The organism is Gammaproteobacteria bacterium, assembly GCA_035546635.1.
In the GTDB taxonomy this organism is placed as follows: Bacteria; Pseudomonadota; Gammaproteobacteria; order JAURND01; family JAURND01; genus DASZWJ01.
Map to the genome: position 1 here is coordinate 20362 of DASZWJ010000046.1, position 12699 is coordinate 33060.

General features: G+C 46.1%; 12 protein-coding genes. 5 read left to right on the forward strand and 7 right to left on the reverse strand.

The features are described 5' to 3' along the window. Positions 1–3: 3 nt before the first annotated feature. Positions 4–951: a lipoyl synthase gene (gene lipA / locus VHE99_12270; protein HVV69784.1), complete on the reverse strand. Its 948-nt coding sequence runs from the start codon at positions 949–951 to the stop codon at positions 4–6. Positions 952–1005: 54 nt separating this feature from the next. Beyond that, the gene (gene lipB / locus VHE99_12275) at positions 1006–1632 is read right to left on the reverse strand and encodes a lipoyl(octanoyl) transferase LipB (protein HVV69785.1); all 627 of its coding nucleotides are present in this window, start codon (positions 1630–1632) and stop codon (positions 1006–1008) included. A 269-nt stretch (positions 1633–1901) separates the two neighbouring features. Between lipB and VHE99_12280 the strand changes: the two genes are divergently transcribed. The 5 genes from VHE99_12280 (at position 1902) to VHE99_12300 (ending at position 6688) form a co-directional block, all read left to right on the forward strand. Next, positions 1902–2999 carry a Re/Si-specific NAD(P)(+) transhydrogenase subunit alpha gene (locus tag VHE99_12280; protein ID HVV69786.1) on the forward strand — a complete coding sequence of 366 codons (1098 nt, stop codon included), beginning with the start codon at positions 1902–1904 and terminating at the stop codon, positions 2997–2999. 45 nt (positions 3000–3044) lie between these two features. Continuing rightward, on the forward strand, positions 3045–3341 hold the full coding sequence (locus VHE99_12285; protein HVV69787.1) for an NAD(P) transhydrogenase subunit alpha: 297 nt from the start codon (positions 3045–3047) through the stop codon (positions 3339–3341). Further along, positions 3334–4707: an NAD(P)(+) transhydrogenase (Re/Si-specific) subunit beta gene (locus VHE99_12290; protein HVV69788.1), complete on the forward strand. Its 1374-nt coding sequence runs from the start codon at positions 3334–3336 to the stop codon at positions 4705–4707. Before VHE99_12285 ends, VHE99_12290 begins: the two co-directional genes overlap by 8 nt. A 3-nt stretch (positions 4708–4710) precedes the next feature. Continuing rightward, positions 4711–5877: a type III polyketide synthase gene (locus VHE99_12295; GenBank protein ID HVV69789.1), complete on the forward strand. Its 1167-nt coding sequence runs from the start codon at positions 4711–4713 to the stop codon at positions 5875–5877. A 118-nt stretch (positions 5878–5995) separates the two neighbouring features. Then, entirely contained in the window at positions 5996–6688 is a 693-nt protein-coding gene (locus VHE99_12300; protein HVV69790.1) for a methyltransferase domain-containing protein, read from the forward strand. Between the two features lie 566 nt (positions 6689–7254). Here the strand turns inward: VHE99_12300 and VHE99_12305 are convergent. The 5 genes from VHE99_12305 to hldE all read right to left on the reverse strand — a co-directional run bounded on the left by VHE99_12305 (position 7255) and on the right by hldE (position 12586). Continuing rightward, entirely contained in the window at positions 7255–7527 is a 273-nt protein-coding gene (locus tag VHE99_12305) for a DUF493 domain-containing protein (protein ID HVV69791.1), read from the reverse strand. A 156-nt stretch (positions 7528–7683) separates the two neighbouring features. Then, positions 7684–8553 carry an aminotransferase class IV gene (locus VHE99_12310; protein ID HVV69792.1) on the reverse strand — a complete coding sequence of 290 codons (870 nt, stop codon included), beginning with the start codon at positions 8551–8553 and terminating at the stop codon, positions 7684–7686. Continuing rightward, entirely contained in the window at positions 8550–10028 is a 1479-nt protein-coding gene (locus tag VHE99_12315; protein HVV69793.1) for a D-alanyl-D-alanine carboxypeptidase family protein, read from the reverse strand. The genes VHE99_12310 and VHE99_12315 overlap by 4 nt, the downstream gene beginning before the upstream one ends. Before the next feature lie 99 nt (positions 10029–10127). Further along, the gene (locus tag VHE99_12320; GenBank protein ID HVV69794.1) at positions 10128–11021 is read right to left on the reverse strand and encodes a septal ring lytic transglycosylase RlpA family protein; all 894 of its coding nucleotides are present in this window, start codon (positions 11019–11021) and stop codon (positions 10128–10130) included. 134 nt (positions 11022–11155) lie between these two features. After that, the gene (gene hldE / locus VHE99_12325; protein HVV69795.1) at positions 11156–12586 is read right to left on the reverse strand and encodes a bifunctional D-glycero-beta-D-manno-heptose-7-phosphate kinase/D-glycero-beta-D-manno-heptose 1-phosphate adenylyltransferase HldE; all 1431 of its coding nucleotides are present in this window, start codon (positions 12584–12586) and stop codon (positions 11156–11158) included. Between the last annotated feature and the right edge of the window lie 113 nt (positions 12587–12699).

Here is a 12699-nt window from a genome sequence, read left to right on the forward strand (position 1 = left end):
GGATCAGGAAACCTTATCGCCCGCTGCCTGTTTATCAGCGTGGTACGAGGAACGAACTAACGGACCACTAGCTACCTGGGTAAATCCGGCAGCCAGTGCAAATAGGCGTAACTGTTCAAATTCCGGCGGAGTGACATAACGGGCAATGGGTATATGGTGACGACTAGGTTGTAGGTACTGCCCTAAAGTTAGCATATCTACCTCATGCTGACGCAAATCCAGCAAAACCTGTTCAACTTCTTCTATGGTTTCTCCTAAGCCCAGCATCAGGCCAGACTTGGTGGGAATATGGGGAAACAAACGCTTGTGTTCTTGTAATAATTTCAAAGACCAATGGTAATCTGAACCCGCTCTTACTTGTTTATACAAACGCGGGACGGTTTCTATATTGTGATTAAAAACATCCGGGGGAGCAGAAGCTAATTCTTTTAGCGCCTTTTCCATGCGACCGCGAAAATCCGGTACTAACACTTCAATTTTGATCTGTGGATTATGTTCACGCACGGCATTAACACAAGCAGCAAAATGTTGTGCACCGCCATCTCTTAAATCATCACGATCAACTGAGGTAATCACCACATATTTTAAACCCATGATGCTGACGGTCTTTGCAAGGTTAATCGGTTCATTGGGGTCAAGTGGATCAGGGCGACCATGGGCTACATCGCAGAAGCTGCAACGACGGGTGCATTTATCACCCATAATCATGAAAGTAGCAGTGCCGTGAGTGAAGCACTCCGGCAAATTCGGGCAGGATGCCTCCTCGCAGACAGTCACTAAGCGGTTCGTGCGCAGCAGATTTTTCAGTTCGGTGATTTTATTGTTGTTAGGCAATTTAACTCGCAGCCAATCCGGTTTACGCGGCACTGTCTCGCTCACGGCAATTTTAATCGGAATACGTGCCAATTTATCTGCGGCACGTTGTTTACTGCTGGGATCGAGGGAGGTCATGGTTTTGGCACACTTTTAGTTGTAAGTAGAATATTGAGTACTCGCAAAGAATGACTAGTTATACCCATTATACCCAAAATTTTTCACCAAATGGTGGATAAGCTGTTCTTGCACCTCAGCCATATCAGCCTTATTGACTAATTCACTTAACTGCGTCATCCGCAAATTTTGAAAGCCACAAGGATTGATGCGTAAAAACGGTTGCAAATCCATCCTTAAGTTAAACGCAATGCCATGATAAGAACACCCCTTGCGCACGCGTAATCCAATGGAACAGATTTTAGCCTGATCCACATAAACGCCTGGTGCATCACAACGGTTTTGCGCCACTATAGCATATTCCGCCAACACCCCAATCACCGATTGTTCCAGCAGCCGCACCATCTGGCGTATGCCGATATTTAAACGGCGCAAATCAAATAGGGTGTACACGATTAATTGCCCCGGGCCATGATAAGTCACCTGTCCTCCTCGGTCAGTGGCTATGACCGGAATATCACCAGGACTAAGTAGATGTTCGGCTTTCCCCGCCAAACCTTGCGTAAATACCGGCGGATGCTCCAACAGCCAAATCTCATCAGGGGTAGCGTCGCTTCTTTGCTCGGTAAAGTCTTTCATGGCTTGCCAGGTCTGCTGATAATCACAGCGCTGGAGCTTTCGTACTCTAAGTTCAAGGGACATGTGCGTATTTTTAGTACAAGATATGGGAATGATTGTCATCTTATAAGGGACTGGGCGGATAAAGTCAATTGCGGGAATGTGGCGGGCAGCAGAGGAGATGATGGCAACTACATATATTTATTTGTCATATCATTATTGTTCTTTTGCCATTATTATTTAATAATCTCAGTTTCAGAAAACATCTCGGATAAAGTGTCGATGGTTTCATACCATCATAACGCTAAAATCCATTCATTGATGGCTACAGCAACAAATAACGGAAGCCTCCCATGCGCATTGCCATACCCCGAGAAAGTCTCGCAGATGAACAGCGTGTCGCCCTCACTCCCAATTTAATTCCAGAACTGGTACAAGCCGGCGCTACAATTTTATTGGAAAAAAGTGCAGGACTTGCAGCAGGTTATCCTGATAAAGATTATCATCAAGTTGAAATCTGCGATGATCTTGCTTCCCTTTACCAAAACGCGGATATCATTCTTAAAGTACAACCACCCACAGCAGAAGAAATCCGTGCTTATAAAAAAGGCGCGATAGTACTTAGTTTTTTATTCCCAAGCCGTCATCCTGAAATCGTCGATGCACTGCGCGCGCAGCAAGTTACTAGCTTCGCCATAGAACTGATTCCACGCATTTCCCGCGCTCAAGCAATGGATGCGTTATCATCACAAGCCACGGCTGCAGGTTATAAAGCTGCGCTTTTAGCCGCTAATATGTCTAGTCGTTTTTTCCCTATGCTGACCACCGCTGCCGGTACTATACGTCCCGTCAGTGTGTTGGTCATCGGCGCCGGCGTTGCCGGTCTGCAGGCCATCGCCACCGCACGTCGCCTAGGTGCTTTGGTAAAAGCTTATGATATCCGCAGCGCAACCAAAGAGCAGGTGGAATCTTTAGGTGCAAAAATGATAAGCATTGATATTAAAGCCGAGGCAGCCGGCGGATATGCGCGAGAATTAGCCAGTGATGAACAAGAGAAACAACGCGCCGCATTGACTGATGCAATAGCCAACACCGAAGTGATTATTGCCACTGCAGCGATTCCGGGAAAACCTGCACCAAAAATCATCACGCGAGAAATGGTAGAAGCCATGCATGCCGGTGCATTAATTATTGATGCTGCTGCGGAAAGTGGCGGTAATTGCGAACTGACCGAGCCGGGTGCGACGGTTAACCATCAAGGCGTCACTATTCATGGACCGCTAAATCTAGCTAGCAGTTTAGCCCGCGATGCCAGTGGGATGTATGCAAAAAACTTGGTAAATTTTTTAAAACTGCTGATTAAAAACGGACAAATTGCGATTGACTGGGAAGATGCAATTATTGCCGAGAGTCTGGTCACTCGGGATGGGGAAGTTAAACAAGCGGTTTAAGCAATGACATACATGTCTGTATTTTATAACCACCAGGAGCCATTCATGATCGCAGGTTTTATAACCTTCCTTTACATCTTCATGCTAGCAGCCTTCACTGGCTATGAAGTCATCAACCGTGTGCCAGTTATTCTGCATACACCGCTGATGTCAGGCACCAATTTTATCCATGGCATTATCGTCATTGGCGCCATGATCGCGTTAGGTCAGGCCACAACGCCGTTGGAACAGATTATAGGTTTCTTTGCCGTGCTGATTGCCACCCTCAATGCTGTGGGCGGTTATGTCGTCACTGAACGCATGTTAGGTATGTTTAAAACTGAGCGTAAACCCAATGAATAGTTTTATCCAACTGATTTACTTCATCACCGCCATTCTGCTTATCGTTGGCTTACGTAAAATGTCATCCCCGAAAACGGCCAAAAGCGGTATTGTGCTGGCAGGTTGGGGTATGTTGGTGGCGGTCCTCGCTACATTTTTTCTACCTAGCATTCATGGATGGCTCAATTATGTGCTGATCGTCATCGCCATTGTGCTGGGTGCCACCGTTGCCTGGTATACCGGTCAAAAAGTGGCCATGATTAACATACCGCAGATGATAGCACTCTATAACGGCATGGGCGGTGGCGCTGCAGCCATCATTGCGGCCTCAGAATTGCTACACCATCAGCAAATCTCTGTGGGTGTACGTGCGTTGGCAGTACTGGGAGCCATCATCGGCACCTTATCTTTTAGTGGTAGTTTGATGGCATTTGCCAAATTACAAGAATGGCTAAAACGCGCCATCGTATTACCGGGACATTATGCTCTCAACCTAGTGATTTTAATTGCAGCTGTGGTTTTTGGTTTACTGTTACTGATTTTTCCCAGCGCTACTCTTTTGATGCTGCCTTTCTTTTTATTACTCTTGATCTTGGGCGTCACTTTTACCCTACCTATCGGCGGCGCCAATATGCCGGTGGTGATCTCCCTGTTTAATGCGATGACGGGTCTTGCCGTCGCCTTCAACGGTTTTGTATTAAACAATTCCGCATTAATTATTGCCGGCACGGTGGTCGGTGCTTCAGGTACGTTGCTGACGCAATTGATGGCCAAGGCCATGCATAAATCGGTGTTCTCCATTTTATTCTCACCCATCACCCAATCTAAGACCACAGCTGAAGCTGAAACCACAGGCAGCTTAAAGGACATTGAGCCTAATGACGCTGCGGTGATGATGGCTTATGCAAATAAAGTGATTATCGCGCCAGGCTACGGCATGGCTGTCGCACAGGCGCAGCATAAAATCTGGGAGCTGGCACAACTTCTGGAAAAACGCGGTGTCAGCGTCAAATTCGCCATCCACCCAGTTGCTGGGCGCATGCCGGGTCACATGAATGTGCTCTTGGCCGAAGCGGGCGTGCCTTATGACAAAATTTTTGATTTAGAAGAAATTAATGCCGAATTTGCCACTGCCGATGTTGGCTTGGTCATAGGCGCCAACGACGTAGTGAATCCTGCTGCACGTAATGAGCCGAATAGTCCTATTTATGGTATGCCTATACTAGATGTCGCCGCATGTCGTAACGTCCTGGTCATCAAACGCGGGCAAGGTAAAGGTTTTTCCGGCGTTGAAAACAGTTTGTTTACTAAGGATAACACCCATATGGTGTATGGTGACGGCCAGGAGGTCGTTAATAGACTGATTCAGGCAATTAAGGCGTTATAGATAATGTCCAAGACCCTTGCTCAACCAGCCATTTTTGATGCTGGCACTCCACAGATTTTGGGACTAGCCACCGCAGTGCCTCCCTTTAGGGAGGCTCAAGATGTCGTAGCAAGAAAAATGGCTGTTATCAGTGATTTAGATGAGCGAGAAACTAAATGGTTACAACGTCTTTATAGCAATTCACGTGTTAAATATCGCCAGAGTGTAGTCTCGGCTTTTGCTGAAGAGATCGATAGCTGGCAGATTTTCGGTAAGAAAAATCCCATAAGTACAGCAGCGCGCAATGCCATCTATAAACAGCAAGCGCCCAAGCTCTCTCATCAAGCAGCACAACTGGCGCTAGATACCTGGGGCGGAAAAGCTGCAGATATCACCCATATTATTTTTGTGTCTTGCACCGGCGTGATGGCGCCGGGCGTACAATCTTATTTACAAAAATCACTGCATTTAAGTCCGTATATTAATCAGATTGGCTTGAATATGATGGGATGTTTTGGCGCTTTTAAAGGTTTGGATCTGGCAGCGGCTTATGCTAGACAAAATCCAGATTTTCGCATTCTAGTGGTTTGCTGCGAGCTTTGCACTCTGCATTTACAAGCTTCTAACGACCCAGAGCATCAAGTCGGCAATGCTTTATTTGCCGATGGCGCGGCAGCGTGCATTGTTGGCACGCATGCCAAACCCTTCGAGCAGGCACTTTATTCTATAGAAAAAAACGTCAGCTATTCCTTGCCAGATACTTCCGACAAAATGACTTGGGAAGTGATTGATACTGGCTTTTTGATGGGGCTTAAACCGGATGTGCCGCAATTTATTTTTGAACATATTGCAGAATTTGCACAAAAATTACTGCCTAAGGGAGTTGGTATTTATGATTGCCAGTGGCCTGTGCATCCCGGGGGTAAACAAATTTTAAACGCGGTACAAAATGCCTTGAATCTGACAGAAGAACATCTGGCTTGTTCCTGGGAGGTCCTTGCGCAACATGGCAATATGTCTAGCGCTACTTTTTTATTTATATTGGATGCCATGAATAAGCAATCTAGAACTTCACCTTGGGCGATTGGCCTGGGATTTGGACCGGGATTGACTGTGGAAGGAGTTCTATTAGGTAACTCACCCCCTTTGAAAAAGGGGGTCGCAGGCCGCAAGGCGTGCGGGGGGATTTAAAAGGCTGGAGCAGTATACACCAGATTAAGCACTCAAAGCTCTTTAAATCCCCCCGCAGCCAAAGGCTGCGACCCCCTTTTTCAAAGGGGGTGAGTAGCGACTTTTTAGGATAAAAAATATGCTGACCCAACGCTCACAGGAAAAAGAGCTGATCGACTTAGGTCCCGATCATTACACGCCTGAAGAATATCAAAACTTTCTCTCGAAACTTTTTATTATCAATAAACTGTTAGGCATTTTTAAAAGCACTGTCAAAACGATCAAACGCTTCCCCGCTGCGGAAACTTTAGCCGACATCGGTTGCGGTGGCGGACAATTCTTACTGCATTTAAGCGAACATTTTCCTGCTATGCATTTGATAGGGCTGGATATCAGCACAGAAGCCATTCATGCTGCCAATCAAACTTTAGCCACATGGAAAGAAACCAACCCCGCCATCGATGTTGGTTTTTATTTGCAGCCCCAACCTGAACTGAAACTGCCTGAAAACAGTCTGGATTTACTGGTAGCTACCTTGGTCTGCCATCATCTAAGCGACGAAGAATTAATCGAGTTCCTACACACCGCCGCCACAACAGCTAAGCAGGCCGTCATCCTAAATGATCTCTACCGGCATCGCATGGCACAATGGCTACATTCCCTGTTCAGTCCCCTTCTTGGCAGCCGGTTGATTTGTTATGACGGAAGTATTTCTATTCGGCGTGGTTTTACTCGCTCCGAATGGGAATTATTGCTGAAAAAAGCTAAGGTTAAACATTACGAAATTTCATTGCGTCTACCATTTTGGTGGCAGGTGGTTTTGTGGAAATGACTTCAAACTACCTGCCTCAATCCGCAACTACTCACCACCCTTTGAAAAAGGGGTTGGGCAAGTACCATGCATTATTGTAGCAGAATCTGAAGCGCTTAGGCTTGGAGATGAGCTAGAAGAACTGGGATTAGCAAAAAATTTAGTCGTAAGAGGAGGACGAGTATGAACTATAACAGGAGTTTCAGGATTTTCAAGAATTTGAGATTGTAGTGCTTTCTTAACTTTTCTTAACTTGTCTTCCCATGCAGAATACACCGCATCGTTAAAATTCCGCCCGATTGCTAGATCTATTTCTGCGGTAAGAGATTGAATAGCTTGGGATTTCCACTTTAAACTCTCACTATATGAATTATGATTTCTTTAAAATGGTATTTTAGTTCTTAAAAATTAAAGCTATCTTAAGATCACCTCTAGAAATTCAGATTTTTGTTCAAGTCAAAGCGGATTTGATTTTAAAACCGAAGTTTAATTTTTTATGCGGAGCAAAGGGTATTTTTTATAGAAATTATTAGCTTTAAAACACGAAGATATGCAAGATTTAAGCAAGAATATTGTGATTAAAAGACTTACAACACCATTACCACATGCTCATTAGCGCTTAATTCGCGGTAAATGGAATCCAATTGTTCTTGGCTGGTGGCGTAGACAGTCACGGTTAGCGATAGGTATTTGTTGCCCTTGCTATAACGCTCATGCACTGCTGCCTCTCCCAAAGTGGGCACGTGCTTGCGGATGATGGCAAGAGCGGCAGCTTGGAATTCGAGGTCGGCTTTGCCCATGACTTTGATAGGAAAATCGCAAGGGAAGGGAATGGCAGAGGTTCGGTTTTCTGTGGGCATGGCAACTTTGTCCTGTATGAAGTCAAGCTTACTTCGGGTTTTCCGTCTTTGAAGAAAGCAAAGGCTGTCGTCCTGAGCGCAGTGGTGCCAGCATATGGAGATCCTTCACTGCGCTCAGGATGACAGCCTCTACTCAGGATGACAGCCAAAAAATAACTACTGTATCAGATTTTTCTTAGCATCCTGATATAACCGCTGCATCTTCTCCCACACAGCTCCCACTTTACCTGTACCCACGGGTTTATCATCCAGCTGTGTTATCGGCAAAACCTCTTTTACTGAACCAGTCATCCACACTTCATCCGCGTGGCGCAACATGTTTTCCGTCACTGAGGCTTCTTTGACTGGCATTTGATTTGATCTGGCTAATTCCAACACGATATCACGCGTCACGCCACCTAGGATTTGATAATTTGCGGGTGGAGTGATAATAACCCCATCTTTCACAATAAATAGATTGCTGCTGCAACCTTCAAGCGCCACCCCATCGCGCAACAAAATAGCTTCTCGTGCACCAACCTGCCTAGCATGCTGCGCGGATAACACATTGGGCAATAAGGTAATGGCTTTGATATAACACCATGCCCAACGTGTATCTTGCACAGTGATAGCATGGCTACCTTGACGCATCTCAGCTTCAGTCAAAGGTTTGACAGCAGTGCATTGCGCAAATAACGTCGGTTTAACCCCTTCTGGGAATAAGTGGTCGCGATTTAAAGCGGCGCCGCGAGTAATTTGTACGTACAATACTTGCGTGTCACCTTGCTCAGTATTACGTTGCAGTAATTCTTCAAATAATGCCAGCAATTGATCTTCATCTACAGCAAAATCGATTTCTACTGCAGTAAGACTGCGCTTTAAGCGCTGCAAATGCCGCTTAGGCAAAAAAAAGCGTGAATTAAATATGGGGATGACTTCATAAACGCCATCCCCAAACAAAAATCCGCGGTCCATCACCGATACCGTTGCCTGTTCGACCGGCAAAAACTGTCCATTTAAATAAACAATACGGGAAGAATGACTCATGAGCGGTGGAACCAATTATTGACTTTGATTAACACATGATCCCACAAACGTGAAAACACATTCGCCATCGGGTTATTCTCTAAAGCGATCATGGGCTGAGTGGCGATCAGTTGGTCATTTAATCTGATTTCCAAGTTACCATAACTCTGACCTTTGACTATGGGTGCATTCACTTCTGGGTTCACTTCTATACCGCCTTTCAGCTGATTATATTGACCCACCGGAATGGTGACATAAAAATTCTGCGCCACACCCAAGGGTGTTTCTTTGTACTTGCCAAACCACACACGCATTGCAGTCACTTTGGTGTTTTTAGCATATAACTGATGCGTTTCATAAAAACGGTAGCCGTAATTGAGTAAAGCTAAAGCATCTGTCGCACGCTGGTGAGCGCTGGTATCGCCCATGATTACCGCAATCAAACGCATATTCTGGCGTTTGGCTGAAGCCACCAAACAATAACCCGCATCATCAGTATGGCCAGTTTTCAAACCGTCAACTGTTGGATCTCGCCATAATAACAGGTTGCGATTGGGTTGACGGATGTTGTTATAGGTCATCCATTTCTGGCTATACCATTGATAGTCTTGCGGATAGGTATAAATAATGGCGCGCGTCAGCTTAGATAAATCAATCGGCGTTGTGTAATTTTGCGGATCAGGTAATCCAGTAGCATCAGCATAATGGGTATTTTGCATCCCTAAAACGGCTGCGGTTTTATTCATCAGATCGACGAAAGAGGATTCTGAGCCAGCGACATGTTCTGCCATAGCAACACAGGCATCATTACCGGAAACGACTACAATGCCATTAATCAGATCTTGAACCGGTACCTGTGTGCCTACTTGCACAAACATACGCGAGCCACCGGTACGCCAAGCATTTTCACTGATGAGCACTGGGTCAGTTAAGTGTATACGGTTATTTTCCAGCGCTCCAGAAATGACAAACATGGTCATTAATTTGGTCAAACTGGCGGGCGCCATTTTGCTATCGGCATTTTTCTGTGCGACCACATAACCGCTGTCGGCGTCAATTAATACATAAGCTTTTGCCTGCACTTCCGGTGGAACAGGAACAATGGTGGGGCCAGTTGACGCCGCTGCACGTCCTCCCCCGGGTTTAGGTACTGGTGTGGGCATAGGCATGGCGGCAGGAGTTGGAGCCGCAGTTGCCGTTTGAATTTGCGCTGCAGTTGGGATCGCGTTGGATTGTACCTGTGTCGTTGTGTTTGCAGCAGGTGCTGGCGTGTTCGTTACTTGTGCTGGTGCTGGTGTAGGTGTAGGTGTAGGTGTAGGTGCAGCTGAGGTGGTTTTTGCTTCTGCCAAATTACCGGTAGCAATTAATGCGGTGGGCTGAGGCAGAACAATGGTAGCAGTTGCTGCAGTATTTTCAGTGGCGGCAACTACACTCATGGAACAAAGTCCAAGTGCGACTGCGAACAAGGCTTTTTTAAATTTGGGATGTTTGTGCATAAGTTTCTTTGGGGTTGATAAATTTTGAAGATAATACATTGCAGCAACTCCTTTGCTGTTCATATGGGAGAAGGGAAAAAGCTAAAGCTGTAAGAGGAATTATCCACTGACAGTCATCGGCTTTTCATAACCGTTCTTTTGCAACAACTGACTCACTTTGCTCGATTCGCCAGCATCTGCTAATGGACCAATGTGTACCCGGTAAACACGCTCATGATTACGGTAACTCTGTCGAATTGAAACCTCTCGCTGAGTCAGCGCAGCAATTCTCTTACTGACGGTAACTGCCTTACCGCGATCTTTATATGCACCAACCTGTAAGTACATTGACTTTTGGTTTTGCGCCAACATTCGGTTATTTATATTAGTTGCTGTCGCTTTCGTCTTTCTATTATTGATGCTGTCAAAAGTTGCCTGCTGTGGAGATACGTTATTGCTAGCGTAGTTTTTACCCATCATATCAGGCATAGTGATTGAGGTGACCCGAACCAAAGCGGTACCGCGATTTGCATAACCTAATTTTGCAGCAGCCGCATAGGATAAGTCAATTATGCGATTAGAATGGAACGGACCTCGATCATTGACTTTCACAATCGCACTGCGACCATTGGCAAGGTTAGTGACTCGCACATAGGTGGGAATTGGTAAAATGGGACTGGCAGCCGTCATGCTGAACATATTGTAAGGTTCGCGGCTAGAAGTGCGCTGACCGTGGAACTTAGTGCCATACCAAGAAGCATAGCCGGTTTTATCATAACCTTCAGCGCTTCTCATGACGTAATAACGTCTACCGCCGACTTTATAAGAAGTGGGATTACCATAATGGCTAAGCGCTTCGGCTCTGGGTACTGCATCAGGCACGGCATTGGCATTAAAAGATCCTGGCGGGGCAGCATTTTGTCCATTGACGGTGCTGCAGGCACTGAGTTGCAACATGAACAGGCTAGTTAAGACCCATCCCAGGCTTTTGACTAAATATCGTTTTGTTTTCATGGCGCGTTAAAATAGCGGCTACGCCTTGCTAGGTCAAGAAGAATTTTTGTAAAATATTATTTATTAATTTTTTTAGATGTATTTTATATATTTTTTAATAAAAATCCTGGCCTTTATCTTTCGTGAGAATCATTTTACACAACCTCATTTTTTGCCTTATCAATAATCGACGAAGTAGAACATCCCTGACGAAACGGCAAAATCTGCACAATGCCGCCGTGGGCTATCACATGCTGGCCACCTGCCACTTCATCGGGAGCATAATCCCCGCCTTTCACTAGAACATCGGGTGTGACACATTTAATTAACCGCTCCGGTGTGTCTTCAGAAAACGCCACAACCCAATCCACCGCACGCAATGCCGACAATACAGTCATACGTTCTCTCAGGGGATTAATTGGGCGTTTGGCACCTTTTAGCCGTCGCACAGAATCATCATCATTAACAGCAATAATCAGGCGTTGCCCTAATTCTCTAGCCTGCTCCAAATATTGAATGTGACCTGCGTGGAGGATATCGAAACAACCATTGGTCATCACAATTTTTTCCTGGTGGGCACGGGCATCTTCGACCACGACCATTAATTCTTCTTCCGACAAGACACCAAATTCAGAACCCTGCTGACGCTGCAATGCGCGGCGTAATTCTGGGACGGAAACAGTTGCCGCGCCCAATTTTCTGATGACAATGCCCGCTGCGGTATTGGCAAGGGTAGCCGCCTGATGCATGGTTTCGCCTGCAGCCAGTGCCGCAGCTAATACGGCTATGACGGTATCACCTGCACCCGTGACATCATAGACTTCACGCGCACGCGTCGGTAAATGCTGGGGGGGTACACCTTCTTGCAGCAAGGTCATCCCATGCTCACCTTGGGTCACTAAGAGGGCGCCTAGATCGCAGTCCCGCATTAAACCGTGACCTTTAGCGATCAATTCATCTTGCGTGGCGCAAGATCCAACGACTGCTTCAAATTCTTTTTGATTGGGTGTGACGATGGTGGCGCCGCGGTATAAACCAAAATCGCGCGTTTTTGGATCGATCAAAATGGGTACACCAGCTTGTTTTGCTGCGCAGATAATGGCCTGGGCGTCATGCAAAGCGCCTTTGGCGTAATCGGATAAGATTAATATGTCTGCTCCAACCAGGTGCTGACGGAACAACGGCAATAAATTAAAAGATTTCACTGCATCTAGCGCTGGCTCAAAATCTAACCGAATCAGTTGCTGATTGCGCCCTATGACGCGCAGTTTGGTGATAGTCGGAATACCATCTAAATAGTGGAATACTGAATTCACTCCTGCTTGTTTGAGCTGGCTTTCCAAAGTATGCGCTTGTGCGTCATTGCCGACGATGCTGAGCAAAGTGACTTGGCAGCCTAATGCCGCTAGATTTAACGCTACGTTTCCCGCACCGCCTGGTCTTTCTTCAAGTTCATTGATATGTACCACAGGGACTGGCGCTTCCGGCGACATGCGGGATGCCTCTCCATGCCAATAGCGATCTAACATCACATCGCCAACGACTAGCACGCGCACATGTTCAAAGGAGGGGATATCTATTTTCATGGTTTTCTCTAGCTTAGTTATCAAAAGCTCTGTAGAGGACTATACTACAAGTGCCAATTTACGCTCTCAATCAATCTGCCAGCCCCGCCCGCTAAAACAAACACGCTGTAAAT